This is a genomic window from Brevibacterium sp. LE-L (assembly GCF_050214925.1).
In the GTDB taxonomy this organism is placed as follows: Bacteria; Actinomycetota; Actinomycetes; order Actinomycetales; family Brevibacteriaceae; genus Brevibacterium.
The window spans coordinates 861,082-877,476 of sequence record NZ_CP189759.1 but is presented as its reverse complement, the minus strand read 5'-3'; the positions used below and the strand labels follow the sequence as shown (position 1 = coordinate 877,476).

Here is a 16,395-nt window from a genome sequence, read left to right as displayed (position 1 = left end):
CGAACTTCTGTTTCGTCCACCCTAGAACACATTGCCGGTGAGTACTTCACCTATGTCACATCGTTATCCGATTTCCACCACAGTGCGGACAACACCGTCCCCTATCTGGGATGATGCTGACCGTTCGCGGCACGTAGACGACCGTCGGGCGCAGCCTCGGCGAGAGACAGGCCCACGCCCCTCAGGCGGCTGCGGAGAGCTCGAGGAACGGACGCCACTTCTCGACGGGCTTCTCGATGCCGCGCATCCACAGCTGGCCCAGCCGGGGCTCCTGGGGACGGAAACTGAGCTTCCAACCGATTTCGTTCAAGGTGCGGTTGCCCTTGCGGTTGTTGCACTCTCGGCAGCAGGCGACGAGATTCTCCCAGCTGTTCGCTCCCCCACGCGAGCGCGGAACCACATGGTCGACCGTATAGGCCGGCTTGCTGCAGTAGGCGCAACGATGGTTGTCCCGGCGCAGGACGCCTCGACGAGACAGGGAGACCCGGCGATTGTTCGGCGGTCTCACATAGCGGGTGAGCAGGATGACTGAGGGCTGATCGAGACTCATGTGCTCGGATCTCACCGGGATGTCCTCTGCGGCCAGCACCGTCGCCTTACCGGTCAACACGAGCACCACGGCGCGTGTGAACGGCACGATCGACAGCGGTTCGTAACCGGCATTCAGCACGAGAGTCTTCATATCTCGCCCCTCATCTTCTTCTCTTGGGGGCCGAAACCGGCTGCCTCGGCCCCAGGAAACACAAAAGGCGCCGTGCTCATGGGCACGACGCCTTGAAAGAGGGCACGGAGACACGTATGTACTCCGCACCAGAGACTGGAGCGGCTATTCGAACTATTCGACTATGCCCCATCTGCTTTCCTTCTGATCGACGGTGCGATGCTGTCGCGTCGAACCGTACAGAGAACTCAATCTTCTCCAGAGTAACGCCGCGAACGGCTATGACCCAATTCACAGGCCCCGCGTCACGGAAACTTCTCATTTCGTTCACCGAGCTCACGTATCTCGGCGCGAAATCTTTCCGGGCATACGAAAGCTCCCCGTCCGACTCGAGGACCGTCGAGTCGACCGGGGAGCTTTCGGTGAAGAAGATCAGAGAACGCGGATGAAGGTGACGTTGCCCATCCAGCTGTAGCTGCGCTTCGAGGTTCCCGAGCCAGGCGAACCGGCATCGTACATCTGTCCGCCACCGGCGTAGATGCCGACGTGGCCGGGGTGCCAGATGAGGTCACCGGGCTTGGCCTCCGACTGGGAGACGACCTGGCCGGCACCCTTCTGCGCGCCGGAGGTGCGGGGCAGGTTCACACCGACGTGGCTGTAGACCCACGAGGTGTAACCGGAGCAGTCCCAGCCGCTCTGCGAGGTGCCGCCCATGACGTAGGGGGTTCCGACGCCCTTGGCTGCCCAGCCGAGGACCTGCTCGGCCTTGGAGCCGTCGATCGATCCGGCATCGGAGCCGGAGTCCTTGGATTCGCTCTTGTCCGAGTCGGACGAACCACTGTTGGCGGTTTCGTTGCTGTCGGAGCCGCTGGTGGAAGCGGCGGTTGCCGTCTCAGAGGGTTCCGGCTTCGGCTCGGGCTTCGGAGCGGCCTCGGCGGTGATGGACTTGCTCTCAACGCCGAACGAGTCGGTCTTCTTCTCGGACTTCTTGTCCTTCGAATCGTCACCGACCGTGACGGTCTGGTTCTGGAATTCGACCTGCTGCGTGTTCTCGGCCTCGGCGGAGACGGCTGCCTGGTCATCGGCGCCCTGTCCGGCGGCGGGCATCACAGCCGCGGTGAGCAGGCCACCGCTGGCAGCAACGACGGCTGCGCGGCGCCCGAAGACACCGGAGTTGGCGTTCAGAAGTTCAGTGAGTTCGGTCAGTGGAGTCTTGACCTTGGCATCTGCGGCGCGGCGGCCATGCTGCTTAGTTGCCACGTTTTCCCTCTCGTACCTATTGGCTTTCCGGGCCAACCGCCACTCTCGGTCCTTGAAATCTCACAGCCAGCGTGGCGTTCGGTTCTCGCTGTGAAGTCGCCATTGCGTGAACGACCTCCACAACTGTAACCAATCGGTGACCCATTGTCACGTTTCTGTCACAACTGCGAGAGGGAAACCGTGATGTTTTCCATAAAAGTCCAGGTCAGAGGCTTAAAAAGTCTTGAAACTTTCGTAACATTCTTCCGTTATACGACGTGCCCCAAGGGGTGGGGAGCCACTCCTTGGGGCACGGATCACAGTCAATTGTAACGACTCGAGACTTGTCGATCGGCGGCGTCGTTACCGCACGTTTGCCGCTTCGTCACCGCTGGTCCGGCCTTGAGCCACCGCTCGTCCTGCTGTTCTTCAACTCGAAGGCAGCTCGTGGTGCCGGACTTCGACCGCGGGGCTGGACTGCGCACTGTCAGGAGTGCGCGGTTGTGACCTGCCGTTCCGGCTACCGTGAGTCGGCCCGCCCGCCGACTCCAATCAGTGAGCCGACTCTAGTCGGTCAGTCGGTCAGCAGATCAGCTGCGGTAGGCGAAGACGTGCGAGGCCGTCTCGAGCGGCAGGTCGAGCACATCCTGTGCGCCGGGGACCTGCACGGTGATGTACTCGCCGTTGCGGGAGATTTCGACTTCGCACTCCGGCAGGACACCGGCGACCTGGAACTGCTGGAGCAGATGGATGTCGACCTGCAGCGGTTCGGCCAACCACGCGATCGTCAGCTTCTTCGCACCATCGCGACCGACGGCGGTGGCGAGGTCGATCACCTCGGTCGTCGGCGAATCCGCGCCTCCGATGACATCGAGACCCGGGATCGGGTTGCCGTAGGGGCCGGAGGAGGTTTCGGGCAGCAGCTGTACGAGCTTGCGCTCGACCTGCTCGCTCATCACATGCTCCCAACGGCAGGCCTCGTCGTGGACGAGTTCCCACTCGAGTCCGACGACATCGGACAGGAGGCGCTCTGCCAGGCGGTGCTTGCGCATGACGTCGGTGGCGATCCGGCGGCCTTCGGGCGTGAGCTCGAGGTGGCGGTCGTTGCCGACGTGAAGCAGCCCATCGCGTTCCATGCGGGCCACGGTCTGCGACACGGTGGGGCCGGAGTGGTCCAGTCGTTCGGCGATTCGAGCGCGCAATGGCACGATCGACTGTTCCTCAAGCTCGATGATCGACTTGAGGTACATCTCAGTTGTATCAATGAGGTCGTTCACTTCTGACCAGCCACTCCACTCTTCGTCTTCAGGTCGTTGCGACCATTTCAGGCGTTGTCACCATTTCGGGTCGTTGCGACCCTGCTCCGGTCCGTGCCCAGGCGAACCCGTTCGCGGCCATTGCGATCTGTCCTAATCCTATCGTGCGTTCAGCATTTCCCGTGAGTCGAGAATCCGCTCCCCCGCGACAACTCAACCGCATGCGTCTCACCCGGCGTTCGTGTAGGTGGTCTTGTGCACGGTGTAGAACTCGCGCGCGGCTCGGGCCTGTTCCCGGGGCCCGTAACTCGATCCCTTCCGACCACCGAAGGATACGTGATAGTCGACACCGGCGGTGGGCGCGTTGACCATGACCATCCCGGATTCGGCATAACGCTTGAAGTGGGCCGAATATTTCAGGGAGGTCGTGAAGATGCCTGCGGACAGCCCGAACTCGGTGTCGTTGGCCACGGCCAGCGCTTCGTCGTAGTCGGCGACTTCGATCACCGAGGCGACCGGCCCGAAGACCTCGTCGACGTTGATCGTGTCGCCGGGTTTCGTTCCCGTGACCAGCGCGGGGGCGAGGAAATATCCGCCGGTGGTCGATTCGACGAGTGTGCCTCCGGTGATCTCTCCGCCTTCGGCCCGGGCTTTATCGATGTAGGCGAGGTCCTGGTCGAGCTGCGTCTGCGAGACCACCGGGCCGATGTCCACTCCGTCTGCGCGGGCGTCACCGACGCTCAGCCCTGCCATCTTGTCCTTGAGCAGGGCGACGAATTCGTCGTGAACGTCGGCGGTGACGATGAGGTGGGACGAAGCGGTGCAGCGTTGCCCGGTCGAGAAGAAGGCCCCGTTGATCGCGGCGTCGGCGGCCGCTTCGAGGTCGGCGTCGCCGAGTACGACGAGCGGGTTCTTCCCGCCCATCTCGCACTGCACCCGGATCTGGTTGGCCGCAGCGGAGGCGATGACCGACCGTCCGACGTGTACGGATCCGGTGAAGGTGAGCGCATCGACCTTCGCCGAGGTGGTCAGAGCGTCCCCGACGACGGAGCCGGGCCCCATGACGAGGTTGAACACCCCCTCGGGCAGTCCCGCCTCGGTGAGGATGTCGGTGAGCGCGTAGGCGCTGGCGGGGACGAGCTCAGCGGGTTTGAACACGACCGTGTTGCCGAAGGCCAGGGCCGGGGCGATCTTCCACGCCGGGATCGCGATCGGGAAGTTCCACGGGGTGATGATGCCGACGACGCCGATGGGTTCGTGGGTCATCTCGGCGATGAGGCCGGGGCGGACGGAGTCGACGATCTCGCCGGTGTTGCGGATGGTCTCCCCGGCGAAGAATTTGAAGATCTGGGCGGCCCGGAGCACTTCGCCCTTGGCTTCGCCGAGTTGTTTGCCCTCTTCCCGGGCGAGCAGATCGCCGAGCTCATCGGCGCGTTCGGCGATGAGGCTACCTGCCCGATCGAGGATCGCGAAGCGCTGCTGGGCACCGAAGTCGGCCCATGCCGGCGCTGCGTCACCGGCCGCGCGGATCGCTTCGGTCACGGTGGCCGCATCGGCGCGGGCGTAGCGGCCGAGCACATCGGCCGGGTTCGAGGGATTGCGATTGAGACAGCGGTCCTCGCTGCCCACGCGGGTCCCGCCGATGAGGTTGTCGAAGACGGCATCGGAACCGTACTGGGTGGACTGGGCCATGGACACTCCTTTGTGTGGCTGGGTCGTGTGTAGCTGGGTCATGTGTAGCTGGGTCGTGGGTCGCAAGTCAGCAGCAGGGACTGCCGGGGTGCGGGCCGCGTGCCCGCGGTCAGGGGTAGAGGCGCACCGGCGTCCATGCCGAGGCCGCGGAGAGATCCCCGGGTTCGCGGCTGCCGTCGCTGCGGCGGAAGACCCACCGGTCGTGGAACCGGTTCTGCTGGCCCTGCCAGAATTCGATCTCGAACACGCGCACGCGGAAGCCTCCCCAATGGTCGGGCCGCGGTACCTCGCGACCGTCGAAATCGGTGACTGCGGCATCGTATTCGGCCTGCATCTGCTCTCGGCTGGCGGCCGGCTGCGATTGCTTGGAGACGTTCGCGCCGATCTGCGAACCACGGGGACGCACCGCGAAGTATGCGTCCGAGTCGGCGGGGTCGGCCACCTCGGCGAGGCCGCGGATGCGCACCTGTCGTTCCATGTCATGCCAAGGGAAGTTCACGGCGATCCGGGGATCGTCGGCCAGCTGCCGCCCCTTGGCGGAGTCGTAGTCGGTGAAGAAGAGGAAGCCGCGTTCGTCGAGGCCCTTGAGCAGGACGATTCGCGAGCTCGGACCCCATTCGTCGAGGGTCGACACGGTCATTGCGTTGGGTTCGCGAACGTGGTCGGCCGCCTCGTCGTACCACTGTCGGAACAGTGCCAGCGGTGAGGCGTCCGGGTGTTCGAAGACGCTGGAGTCATAGGACTTCCGGGTCTGCGGCAGGCGATCAACGGGCTCAGTCATGGTTTCACCTTACGACGCGGGACGGACACGCGTCACCGTCGGTCGGGATGCGGGGCTGGTGGGTCCGCGATCGGTCCGTGCTCGTGTTCGGGACTCAGTGAGTGACCACCTGCGTTTCAGGCTCGTGTCCGGGACTCAGCCAGTGTCCGCGTCCGTTCGTCACATGACGGACCGGTGCCGGGCCGTGACCGTGCCCGCCGTAGAATATCGAACGTGACTGCGACGAATATTGAGATCCCGAACGACCTTCTGCCCGCCGACGGACGCTTCGGGTCCGGCCCGGCCCGCATCCGCCCCGCCCAGATCGAGGCCCTGAACTCTGCCGCGGCCGAGGTGCTCGGCACCAGCCACCGACAGGCACCGGTGAAGAACCTCGTCGGCCGCATCCGCTCCGGACTGGCCGACCTGTTCAGCCTGCCCGAGGGCTACGAAGTGGTGCTCGGCAACGGCGGGTCCACCGTTTTCTGGGATGTCGCCGCGTTCGGCCTCGTCCGCAGCCGTGCGGCACATGCGACCTTCGGCGAGTTCGGCCAGAAGTTCGCGAAGGCCACCGACACCGCCCCGCACCTCGAATCCTCACTCATCCTCCAGGCCGAGCCCGGCACCGCGGCGATCCCCTCCCCCGAAGCTCTGGCCTCAGCCGGCGTCGTCACCTCTGCCGCCGAGGCCGCCAGCGGTGACCTCGCCGCTGACTTCTACGCCTGGCCGCACAACGAGACCTCGACCGGTGTCGCCACGACGATCACCCGCCCCGAAGGCATCGACGAGGACGCGCTCGTCGCCATCGACGCCACCTCTGGTGCCGGCGGCCTGGACGTCGACATCGCCGAGACCGACGTCTACTACTTCGCGCCGCAGAAGAACATGGGCTCCGACGGCGGCCTGTGGGTGGCGATCATGTCGCCGAAGGCCATCGGCCGTGCGCAGGAGATCAAGGACTCCGGCCGCTGGATCCCGACCTCGCTCGATCTCGTGACCGCGATCGAGAATTCGCGCAAGGACCAGACCTACAACACCCCGGCCGTGGCCACCCTGCTGCTGCTCGCCGAACAGATCGAGTGGATCAACGGAAACGGCGGCCTGCAGTGGGCGACCGAGCGGACTCGTGAATCCTCCGGCCTCGTCTACGACTGGGCGAATGCCGCCGAGGCCGCCCACCCCTACGTCACCGAGGCGGCCGACCGGTCCTCGGTCGTGGCCACCGTCGATTTCGATGAGTCCGTCGATGCCGCGGCTGTCGCGTCTGTGCTGCGAGCCAATGGTGTCGTCGATGTCGAGCCGTACCGCAAACTGGGCCGCAATCAGCTGCGCATCGCGACCTTCGTCTCCGTCGACCCGGCCGACGTGCGAGCCCTGCTGGCCTGCATCGACTTCGTCGTCGACGCCCTGAAGTAACTCGCCGGGGCTGCGGGGCGTCCCGGCGTTCCGGCGACGCACTTCTCGCAATTCCTCCAGTCAGCGCCATAACCTCCCGGTGCACCGGGGCGTTATGGCGCTGACTGTAGGTGATGCACTCGCTTCGGGCTCGCAGTCCTGCAGCCCGCCAGCTCGCGGGCTGCATCATCAGCCGAAGAAGTGGATGAGCAGTCCGATGCCGTAGGTGATCGAGGCCAGCAGTGCGAGCCCGAGCTCGATGCCCGCGCCGAGACCGATCGCCTTGATCGATTCCCAGCTCGAATTCCACGCGGTCTTCGCGTCCTTGAGCCGGCCGTATTCGGCGAGGAAGAGACCGAGGACGAAACCGATCGGCAACCCGAGCACGGGAATGACGAAGAACCCGATGATCGCGAGCACGCCGCCGAGCAGCACCGAGGAATTCGGCACCTGCAGGGTCTTGAGCTTCCGGCCGGTGAGAACGAGCGACGAGCTCATTCCCGCCGCGACGAGGACGGCGACGATGGCGAAGATGATCCAGGCGGTGGGCCCGCCGATGATGATCGCCCAGATGAGGACCGCGATGCCGATGAGGATCGAGCCGGGCAGCACGGGCACGATGATGCCGAGGCAGCCGACGAGGATCGCCAAGCCGACCAGCACCGAGGTGATGATGTCAGTGTTCACAAACCGTCCGTTTCCTGCGCCGAGGTGGTCCCCGGACTGCTCCGAGGTGCCCCTCGGACCGTGCCGAGGTGTCCCCGAACCGCGCCGAGGTGGTCCCCGAAATTCTATGCGACGGACCTCCGTGCCCGCCCAGAGAGTCCCTCAGGGTCGGCCGTGGTAGCTGAGATGAAGGCGGATCCGCGACTGCGGATCGCGGTGGAGCCGCAGATCCTTGGCCGTGATCATCCACAGCAGGCCCACGGCGAAGGCGATGATCCCCGAGGCCGCTCCGACGACGAGCGCCATCCGCGGCCCGAAGACGTCCGCAACCCAGCCGGCCAGGGGCGCGCCGATCGGGGTGCCGCCCATGACGACCGCCGCGTAGATCGCCATCACCCGGCCCCGGTAGTTCGCGGCCGTGGTTGTCTGCACGTAGGCGTTGGCCGAGGTCATCATCGTCAGTGAGGCGAACCCGACGAACACGAGCGAGGCGGCGAACAGGTAGTAGTTCGGCATCAGCGAGGCGACTCCGACGGCCAGGCCGAAACCTCCGGCGGCACCGAAGATGAACCGCAGTCGGGGTTTCTCCCGCCGCGCCGAGGCAAGCGCCCCGGTGACCGAACCGATCGCCATAACCGAGTTGAGCAGACCGAATCCGGACGCGTCCTTGCCGAACTCGATCTTCGCCATGGTCGCGGTGTAGATGTTGAAGTTGAATCCGAAGGTCGCGATGATGAACAGCACGACGAGCACGACCGTGATGTCCGGCCGTCGACGCAGATATTTCAGTCCCCCGAGCACACCGCCCTTGCCGCGACGCCCCGAGGGGTGCAGCCGGGATTTGTCGAGCCGGATGAGCACCGTGAGTGTTGCGGCGAATCCGAGGCCGCTGATGAGGAACACGGGGCCGGCGCCGATGACGGCGGTGAGCACTCCGGCCACGGCCGGGCCGATCATGCGGGCACCGTTGAACGAGGCCGAGTTCAGGCTCACCGCGTTCGGCAGCAGCTTCTCACCGACGAGTTCGGAGACGAAGGCCTGCCGGGCCGGGTTGTCCAGAGTCGTGAGCATGCCGAGGGTGAACGCGAGCACGTAGACATGCCAGAGCACGATGACATCGGTGATGACGAGGGCGAAGAGGATGAGGCCGATGGTGCCCAGCAGCGCTTGGGTGACCATGAGCAGACGCCGTTTGTCGAACTTGTCGACGAGGTTGCCCGCGAACGGGAACATGATGAGCTGCGGGCCCAGCTGCAGAGCCATCGTCAGTCCCAGCGCCGAGGCGTTGTTGTCGGTGAGCATGGTCAGGACGATCCAGTCCTGCGCCGTGCGCTGCATCCACGTTCCGGTGTTGGAGATCAGGGCACCGGCGAACCAGTGCCGGTAGTTCGGCTCCGACAGCGACCGGAACGTCTGGGACATCGAGTGGTTCAGCCCTCCTGGAACTCGAGTTCGCCGGAGTAGTCGTCGACGACGGCTGCCGCGGGTTCGTGGTTGGGTCTGCGCACATCGGTCTCCGAGTGGGCACCGCAGCCGGATTCGAGTCCGACCACGCGACCGTCGAAGGGCGACCAGGCATTGGCGCAGACGCCGAAGGACTTGCGCAGCGAGCCGGCGATCGGCATGAGGTAGCCGCAGCTGCCGCAGTTCGCCGATGCTCGGGAGGCGAATTCGCCTTCGGGTCCGGCGTCCGAATCCGCCCAGCGGCTGGCCGCCGCGGAGAGCCCGTCAGAGGAGAGGACGCGCTCTCGGCCGAGGCCGAACTCGAAGTTCGCGATCTGGTCGACATTGTCGGCCGAATTGTCCTCGGTCTGTTGGAAGCCCGGCTGCAGATTCGGGTCCTGGTCGAGCTTGGGCAGGGTGTCCCGCGGGCTGAGGTCTCCGGGCTCGAGGCGCTCTTCCCACGGCACCCATTCGGGGGCCGTGAGGGCATCGGGTCCTGGCAGCAGCGCGGTCTCGCAGACCGTGACCTTCTTCGCGCGCGGGGCGCGGGCGAGCACGGCCACCCACCGCCATCCGCGGTAGGTCGGTTCGGTGCACACGAAGTAGTGCGTGACCAGGCGGGTGCCCTCGGCCACGGTTCCCAGGTGTTCGCCGACGGCGGCACTGCCGGCCACCTCGGTGATGGCCGACCGAGCGATGTCGATCGCCGCGGCCAGCTGGGTGTCGAGGACGATCTTCTCCTGGCCCGACCGCGCGCGGCCGGTCTTCGCAGCGTTCGTTCCCTTACCTGCGGCGGGTGCGGCAGCGGCCGCGGTCGTCTCTGCCGCCTGTGCGGTGGCCTGTTCGACGTCGCTTTCGGCGGGCGCGGCGGTCTGCCGGGCCAGCCAATCACTGAACAGTGATGACATCAGGACTCCAAATCGTCGGCAATCGCCCGCAGCAGGCTGGCCACCTTGTTCCCGTGCGTCGGGTCCGGGTAACGGCCGTGCTGCAGTCCGTTGTTGAGGTCATCCAATACTTTGATGACATCTTCAACCATAACTGCCATGTCCACGGCCGGACGTCGGCGGGCCTTGGCAACCTTGCCGGGAGTGCTCAGCGGGCGGGCCTTGAGCACCTGTGCTCCGCGGCGGGACTCGACGACGTCGTATTCGAGGCGAGTGCCCTTCGTGACCTCGGCTCCCTCGGGAAGCACGGAGGAGTGGAGGAAGGCCTGGGAGCCGTCCTCGGCGATGACGAAGCCGAAGCCCTTTTCGGCGTCGAACCATTTCACGCGTCCGGTAGGCATGATGTCCTTTCTTCTCATCTGCCCGCTTGACTCAGCGGGCGGTGTCCCGGCTGAGGCGGGCGAGTCTGTTCTCGTCGGTACTGGTCTGGTCGGTATGGGGCGGTGCTGGTCGGTATGAGTCGGTGCCGCAGTGGCTGCGGCGGGTGTGGCAAGTGCGGCGGGGCGGTGTGCATCGGTGACCTCACATGCCGCCGCGGTGGCGGGTGCGGGACCGGGCGGGTCCACGGGTGGGGGCGGCCGCCTCGGCGAGGGTGTCAACCGCGGTGTCTGCTGCTGTGCGGGTGTCGGGCCGGTGCGGGGTTCGGAGCCGAGTTCACGGTTCCGAACTGCCCGGTCGAGTTCCTCGACCGCACCGTCCTCGCCAGGGTGTTGGCGAGCGCCGGGCGAGGTGATCGCCGCAGTCGCAGGTGAGCTGCGAGGGTGTCTCCGTCGTTCTGTGCGGTTCCCGGCCGGCCGGTCCCTGCTGCGCGATTCCTGCTGGGCGGTGACCGGTCGGGCAGGTCAGTCGACGTGTGCGCGGCTCATGCCCGGCCCCGCCTCGTCCGCGGCTTGGGGATGAGCGGTGAAATCAGCTGTGGCCCACCTCGGTCTGTCTGCGTCGGTACGCCGCTCGGACCATGGCCACACAGGCCAGAGCGATGGCGATGGGCACGAGGATCATGGGCAGGAATGTGAGGAACGAACTCGGGGTCAGCCCCATCCACGCCTGTCCGAGGACACCGATGAGGCCGAGCGCCCCGACGGCTGCGGCGACAACCGCGGCGACGACTATGGTCGTGTCGACTCGAGTGGCTGACAATGCGCGTCCTTCCTGACGGTCCGTGGGCTCAGCCCAGTTCCTGTTCTGCCCTCCATTGTACCCCTCGCGATAGACTGATCTGCGATGTCAATGACCTTCAGCCAGTGGCTGTCCCACACTGCAGATGCCGAGTTCGAGTCCTTCGTCCGGACCCGACGCGACCTCCTCCAACCCGAGTCACCGACGATCCCTGCGCTGGCCGCGGCCGCATCCTCCCGCATCGGGGTCTCCCGCGGCATCGAGGCCCTCGACGCCGAGACCCTCGAAATCTTCATTGCCCTGGCCAAGGCGGCCCGAACGGCACCGGAGATCCCGGTCGCGGACAACCCCCACTTCGACCCCGTCCGCACCGAGGCGGCTCTGCCCCGACTGCGCGACCTCGGGCTGGCCTGGCCGACCACTGAGACCGGCGCTTCGGGCGGGGACGGATCCCTGCTGGAGAAGCACCCTGTCTGGAAGATCCAGTCCGAGGCGATCACTCTGCTGCCGACCTCGGCGGCGGAATCCGCCCGCACCCACCCGTGGCAGATCGACCCGGCCACGATCGATGCGAGCACGGCTGCGATCAGCCAACCGCTCATCCACAACAGCGAACAGGCCGCCGTCGCCGAGGTGATCTCGTCCCTGCGCGGCCTCGTCGACGAGCTCGCCGCCGCCCCCATCTCCCGGCTGACCAGCGGCGGAATCTCGAAACGGGATGTGTCCCGGCTCGCCCGCACCCTCGACCTGGGGCTCGAGCAGACGATCACGCTGCTGCTGGCCGCGAAGTCTCTGCACCTCATCGGGGTCCTCGACGATGCGCTCGACCCGCAGTGGACGGCCGCCGACGATGCCGACTCCGTTCTCGCCGGCGACCGGGCCGAACTGTGGGCGGGGCTGGTCTCCGCGTGGCTTCGTGAGTCCCTCGACGTCACGCAGCTGGCGGCCGGGGCGAGTGAGAACGAACGCCTCACGGTGCTCGCGACTCCGAAGAAGGCGCTGTTCAAGGGCTACGCCCAGTCCGTGCCGGCGATGCCGCTGCTGCGCGTGACCGTCCTCTCCGTCCTCCACGACATCGGTCTGGGCATGACCCGGTCGGCGCAGTGGATCCACGCGGAGGTGCTGCGTCGGCGCCCGCTGCTGCAGGCACATGGGTCCGCCATGACCGAGGCGGTGCTCCACACATGTGTGAACCTGGGCCTGGCGACGACTCCCCTGCAGCAGCCCGACCATTTCGGGCCGAGCCGATTCGGTCTGCGCCTGGCCGCGGGGCTCGAGCGGGCGATGGTCGAGCATGCGAAGCAGGATCCCTCGATCGCGCCGCTGGGCGTCGCCGTCGAGGCTCTCGAGGTGCCCGGAGACGTCATCGCTGCGGTCACCGAGGGGCTCGGGCGGGAGGTCGATACGGTGCTCATCCAGTCCGACCTCACGGCGGTGGCGACGGGGCCGATCGAACCCCGAGTCCACCACATCCTGCGCAGGTACGCCGTCGTCGAGGCGCGTGGTCAGGGCACGGTGTACCGCATCGATGCCGAGACGATCGAAGACACGATGCAGGCGGGGCTCACCCCGGAGGAGGCGCTGAGCGAGCTCGCCGAGATCAGCGCAGAGGAGCTGCCGTCGACCTTGGACTTCCTCGTGAAGAACACCGCCTCGAAGCTGCGGCGGGTCCGAGTGGCGGGTGCCCGCGCCGTGCTCGTCGTCGATGATCCGGTCGACCTCGACGTCATCGTCTCCGATCAGACGATGCTGCCGGCCGGTCTCGAACGGCTGGCCCCGACGGTCGCGATCTCTCAGCTCGGACCGGAGCGGACGATGCACCTGCTCGAGGCCGGGGGTCATCATGCGCTGCTGCATTCGGCGGCCGGACCGGTGCGCAAGCGGAGGGTGATCACTCAGTCGGAGCCCGAGGTGAGCGTGCGGCGACGTCCGCGCGTCACGGACGGCCACCTCGGCGAATACATGCGGATTCTGCGTTCGGCCCCGGCGGGGCTGCCGGAGTCGGTGAGCACCGACGAACCGCTGGGGCACATGGATCTGCTGCGGGAGGCGGCCGAGGCGAAGAAGCGGGTGCTCATCCGGATCGCGGATTCGCAGGGCCACGAGCGCAGCATCGAGATGCTGCCGGCCACGCTCAACGCCGGGCGAGTGCGCGGAACGGTGACGTCGACGGGCGCCGAGGCGTCCCTGTCGATCGCCCGCATCGTCTCCGTCACCCCCGCAACCACCCCCTAATTGCTACCCGACGGCGGCCCAGCAACTTGGCGCGAGGTTGCTGGGCCGCCGTCGAGTAGTTCTGGGAGGGAACAATCGGGGCGGGGGACGTGTTGTCCTCTCTGGTGTCATGGCACTTCGGGAATGGGAGTTTGAATGAATGGTCCGCTGATCGTGCAGTCCGATCGGACTGTGCTGCTGGAATCGGGGCACCCCCTCGCCGTCGAGGCGGCCGTGGCGATCGCCCCGTTCGCGCAGCTGTCACGGACCCCCGAATACATCCACACCTATACGATCACCCCGCTGGGCCTGTGGAACGCCCGAGCCAGCGGTCACGACGCGGAATCCGTCGTCGACGTGCTCCTCGAGTTCGCAAAGTACCCGGTCCCGCATGAGCTCCTCGTCGATATCGTCGACATCATGGACCGCTTCGGCGTGCTCACCCTCATCGACCATCCGATCCACGGGCTCACGCTGACCTCGACGGAGACGGGGCTGCTCGACGAGCTGCACGGCCAACCCGATCTCGTCGGAAAATTCGGCAAACGCATCGATGACGAGTCTGTCCTCGTCCACCCCTCGGAGCGTGGTGAGCTCAAGCATGCGCTGCTGCAACTGGGTCATCCGGTCTCCGACCACGCCGGCTACGTCGACGGCGAAGCCCACGAGATCGCGCTCTCCGATGACGCCCACGGCGGGCAGTGGCATCTGCGCGATTATCAGAAGCAGGCCATCGACCAGTCCCTGTCCGGTGAGTCCGGCGTCGTCGTACTGCCGTGCGGAGCGGGTAAGACGATCGTCGGGGTGGCCACGATGTCCCGGGTGCAGACGACGACGCTCATCCTCGTGACGAACTCGGTCTCGGCCAGGCAGTGGAAGGATGAGATCCTGCGGCGGACGACGCTGACCGAAGACGAGGTCGGCGAATACTCGGGTTCGACGAAGGAGATCCGCCCGATCACCATTGCCACCTACCAGGTGCTCACCACGCGACGGAAGGGCTCCTACCTCCACCTCGAGCTGCTCGACGCGAAGGACTGGGGGCTGGTCATCTACGACGAGGTGCACCTGCTGCCGGCACCGATCTTCCGACTCACCGCGAGCCTGCAGGCCCGCCGTCGTCTCGGCCTGACCGCGACCCTCGTGCGCGAGGACGGTCGGGAGGATGAGGTGTTCTCCCTCATCGGTCCCAAGCAGTACGAAGTGCCGTGGAAGGAACTCGAACGGCTGGGCTACATCGCCTCGGCGGCCTGCCATGAGGTGCGTGTGCGTCTCGACGGGGGAACCCGCACCGCCTACGCCCGCGCCGACGGCGAAGACCGGTACCGGCTGGCCGCGACCTCGGACGCGAAGCTGCCGATCGTGTCCGAACTCGTCGCCGACCACCCCGGTGCGCAGATCCTCGTCATCGGCCAGTACCTTGATCAGCTCGAGGAGATCGGCGCCGAGCTCGGCGCGCCCGTCCTCACCGGGCACACCCCGGAGTCCCAGCGCCAGGAGCTGTTCCGCGAGTTCCGGTCCGGGGACATCCCCGTCCTCGTGGTGTCGAAGGTCGCGAACTTCTCCGTGGATCTGCCGGCCGCCTCGGTGGCGATCCAGGTCTCCGGAGCCTTCGGCTCACGGCAGGAGGAGGCTCAGCGGCTCGGACGGATCCTGCGCCCGAAGGAAGATCAGGGTTCGGCGACGTTCTACACCGTGGTGGCCGCCGACACCGTCGACGAACACTTCGCCGCCCAGCGCCGCCGCTTCCTCACCGAGCAGGGCTACAGCTACAGCATCGAGGTCCGCTGAGCGACGCACGCGCACCCGACCCGCCTCCGACCCCAGAACTACTTGACGACGGCCCAGCAACCTCGCGCAAGGTTGCTGGGCCGTCGTCGGGTAGCAATTGGTGGGGTCTCAGACGTGCAGTAGGTCGGTGTCCGCTGCGGTGCCTGCCTCGGACTTCGCGACGATCTGGCGGCGGGCGACGCGGCGGGCCAAGCGGGCCTCGCCCCATTTGATGAAGCCGACGCCGCCGAGGATGAACACACCGCCGAAGAGCTGGATCGGCGCCGGCATCTCGAAGAGCACAAGCCAGGCGACGATGACCGAGAACGGCACCTCGACGAGGTTGACGAACGACCCGACGGTCGCGCCGACATAGCGCAGACCGAGGATTCCGGTGACGTAGGCCCCGACGGTGAAGACAACGATCATCGCCATCGGCACGACCCACGACATCGACACTCCGCCGAAGTCCACGTCGCCGGTCACCGCGCCCCACGGCATGACGCCGACGGCCACGATGAGCGACATCGCCAGGGATCCGATGCCCATGCCCAGCCCGGTCAGCGCGACCGGCGGAATCGTGATCGTATCCTTCGCGGAGACGAGGAAATAGCTGGCCAGACACACAGCCGCGGCCATGGCCATGACGGCGCCGATGATGCTGATCGACGATCCGCGCAGGTTGAGCACGAGCAGCAGACCGACCATCGAGACGAGGACTCCGATGAACGTCACGGTCGCCGGACGGGTCCGCGTCCGCGCCCAGATCCAGAAGACGATGAGCATCGGAGCCGTCATCTCAAGCAGCAGCGCCACGGCCACGGTGAGGTGCTCGACGGCGATGAAGTAGAACCCCTGCACGCCGGCCATCGACACCAGACCGTAGGTGACGACGGTGCGCCAGTGCGTGAGCACCTCGCCCCACCGTCCGTGCAGTGCGATGAGGCTGGGGATGAGCAGCAGGACCGCGGAGCCGGCCAAGCGGATGAGCACGACCGCGCCCGGGGTCCACCCGATCGCGTACATCGTCTTTGCGATCGGCCCGGACACCGCGAAGAAGAACGCGGAGGCAAGCGTGAGCAGGAACCCTACGACGACGGTGCGACTCATTCTTGACCTCCTGAAGGGACGAAACGTTTGTGGATCGGTTGGTTCGGACGGCGGGGTTCCCCACCGAGGTGGTGCGTTGGACGAGCATCCCCTCGCCGAGGCGGCTCGACGTGGGCGTCGCCG

General features: G+C 66.4%; 14 protein-coding genes. 3 read left to right on the top strand and 11 right to left on the bottom strand.

Annotation, left to right across the window (positions count from 1 at the left end; genetic code table 11):
- Positions 1-181: 181 nt before the first annotated feature.
- The 5 genes from ACQE2J_RS03875 to pdxH form a co-directional block, all read right to left on the bottom strand.
- On the bottom strand, positions 182-682 hold the full coding sequence (locus tag ACQE2J_RS03875) for an HNH endonuclease (RefSeq protein ID WP_425120218.1): 501 nt from the start codon (positions 680-682) through the stop codon (positions 182-184).
- A gap of 411 nt (positions 683-1,093) precedes the next feature.
- Positions 1,094-1,921 carry a C40 family peptidase gene (locus ACQE2J_RS03870; protein WP_425120219.1) on the bottom strand — a complete coding sequence of 276 codons (828 nt, stop codon included), beginning with the start codon at positions 1,919-1,921 and terminating at the stop codon, positions 1,094-1,096.
- A gap of 569 nt (positions 1,922-2,490) precedes the next feature.
- Entirely contained in the window at positions 2,491-3,177 is a 687-nt protein-coding gene (locus ACQE2J_RS03865) for a metal-dependent transcriptional regulator (protein WP_135539106.1), read from the bottom strand.
- A 207-nt stretch (positions 3,178-3,384) separates the two neighbouring features.
- Positions 3,385-4,848 carry an aldehyde dehydrogenase family protein gene (locus ACQE2J_RS03860; protein ID WP_426937109.1) on the bottom strand — a complete coding sequence of 488 codons (1,464 nt, stop codon included), beginning with the start codon at positions 4,846-4,848 and terminating at the stop codon, positions 3,385-3,387.
- Between the two features lie 109 nt (positions 4,849-4,957).
- Positions 4,958-5,629: a pyridoxamine 5'-phosphate oxidase gene (gene pdxH / locus ACQE2J_RS03855; protein ID WP_135539109.1), complete on the bottom strand. Its 672-nt coding sequence runs from the start codon at positions 5,627-5,629 to the stop codon at positions 4,958-4,960.
- 213 nt (positions 5,630-5,842) lie between these two features.
- Between pdxH and ACQE2J_RS03850 the strand changes: the two genes are divergently transcribed.
- Positions 5,843-7,024 (top strand): aminotransferase class V-fold PLP-dependent enzyme, encoded by a 1,182-nt coding sequence (locus ACQE2J_RS03850; protein ID WP_135539111.1) that lies wholly within the window; start codon positions 5,843-5,845, stop codon positions 7,022-7,024.
- Positions 7,025-7,192: 168 nt separating this feature from the next.
- Here the strand turns inward: ACQE2J_RS03850 and ACQE2J_RS03845 are convergent, their stop codons facing one another.
- The 5 genes from ACQE2J_RS03845 to ACQE2J_RS03825 all read right to left on the bottom strand — a co-directional run bounded on the left by ACQE2J_RS03845 (position 7,193) and on the right by ACQE2J_RS03825 (position 11,199).
- On the bottom strand, positions 7,193-7,690 hold the full coding sequence (locus tag ACQE2J_RS03845) for a DUF456 domain-containing protein (RefSeq protein WP_135539113.1): 498 nt from the start codon (positions 7,688-7,690) through the stop codon (positions 7,193-7,195).
- Between the two features lie 141 nt (positions 7,691-7,831).
- The gene (locus ACQE2J_RS03840; RefSeq protein ID WP_135539115.1) at positions 7,832-9,091 is read right to left on the bottom strand and encodes an MFS transporter; all 1,260 of its coding nucleotides are present in this window, start codon (positions 9,089-9,091) and stop codon (positions 7,832-7,834) included.
- An 8-nt stretch (positions 9,092-9,099) separates the two neighbouring features.
- Complete coding sequence (locus ACQE2J_RS03835) at positions 9,100-10,020, bottom strand: DUF3027 domain-containing protein (RefSeq protein WP_135539117.1); 921 nt, start codon at positions 10,018-10,020, stop codon at positions 9,100-9,102.
- Positions 10,020-10,400 (bottom strand): cold-shock protein, encoded by a 381-nt coding sequence (locus tag ACQE2J_RS03830; RefSeq protein WP_135539119.1) that lies wholly within the window; start codon positions 10,398-10,400, stop codon positions 10,020-10,022. Before ACQE2J_RS03830 ends, ACQE2J_RS03835 begins: the two co-directional genes overlap by 1 nt.
- 568 nt (positions 10,401-10,968) lie before the next feature.
- Entirely contained in the window at positions 10,969-11,199 is a 231-nt protein-coding gene (locus ACQE2J_RS03825; protein WP_135539121.1) for a hypothetical protein, read from the bottom strand.
- Positions 11,200-11,283: 84 nt separating this feature from the next.
- Here ACQE2J_RS03825 and ACQE2J_RS03820 point away from each other — a divergent pair, with 84 nt between their 5' ends.
- Both ACQE2J_RS03820 and ACQE2J_RS03815 read left to right on the top strand, forming a co-directional pair.
- A complete protein-coding gene (locus tag ACQE2J_RS03820) occupies positions 11,284-13,413 on the top strand; it encodes a helicase-associated domain-containing protein (RefSeq protein ID WP_426937108.1) in 2,130 nt (709 codons plus the stop codon).
- A 135-nt stretch (positions 13,414-13,548) separates the two neighbouring features.
- Positions 13,549-15,183, top strand: a complete 1,635-nt coding sequence (locus tag ACQE2J_RS03815; RefSeq protein ID WP_135539122.1) for a DNA repair helicase XPB — start codon at positions 13,549-13,551, stop codon at positions 15,181-15,183.
- A 108-nt stretch (positions 15,184-15,291) separates the two neighbouring features.
- Here ACQE2J_RS03815 and ACQE2J_RS03810 read toward each other — a convergent pair whose 3' ends face one another.
- Complete coding sequence (locus tag ACQE2J_RS03810; RefSeq protein WP_135539124.1) at positions 15,292-16,272, bottom strand: EamA family transporter; 981 nt, start codon at positions 16,270-16,272, stop codon at positions 15,292-15,294.
- Positions 16,273-16,395 lie beyond the last annotated feature (123 nt).

Excerpts from the sequence above, each read along its gene's own strand:
- ACQE2J_RS03810 (WP_135539124.1), bottom strand. The coding sequence starts at position 16,272 with ATGAGTCGCACCGTCGTCGTAGGGTTCCTGCTCACGCTTGCCTCCGCG.
- ACQE2J_RS03860 (WP_426937109.1), bottom strand. The coding sequence starts at position 4,848 with ATGGCCCAGTCCACCCAGTACGGTTCCGATGCCGTCTTCGACAACCTC.
- ACQE2J_RS03820 (WP_426937108.1), top strand. The coding sequence starts at position 11,284 with ATGTCAATGACCTTCAGCCAGTGGCTGTCCCACACTGCAGATGCCGAG.
- ACQE2J_RS03840 (WP_135539115.1), bottom strand. The coding sequence starts at position 9,091 with ATGTCCCAGACGTTCCGGTCGCTGTCGGAGCCGAACTACCGGCACTGG.
- ACQE2J_RS03815 (WP_135539122.1), top strand. The coding sequence starts at position 13,549 with ATGAATGGTCCGCTGATCGTGCAGTCCGATCGGACTGTGCTGCTGGAA.
- ACQE2J_RS03875 (WP_425120218.1), bottom strand. The coding sequence starts at position 682 with ATGAAGACTCTCGTGCTGAATGCCGGTTACGAACCGCTGTCGATCGTG.
- ACQE2J_RS03835 (WP_135539117.1), bottom strand. The coding sequence starts at position 10,020 with ATGTCATCACTGTTCAGTGATTGGCTGGCCCGGCAGACCGCCGCGCCC.
- ACQE2J_RS03830 (WP_135539119.1), bottom strand. The coding sequence starts at position 10,400 with ATGCCTACCGGACGCGTGAAATGGTTCGACGCCGAAAAGGGCTTCGGC.
- pdxH (WP_135539109.1), bottom strand. The coding sequence starts at position 5,629 with ATGACTGAGCCCGTTGATCGCCTGCCGCAGACCCGGAAGTCCTATGAC.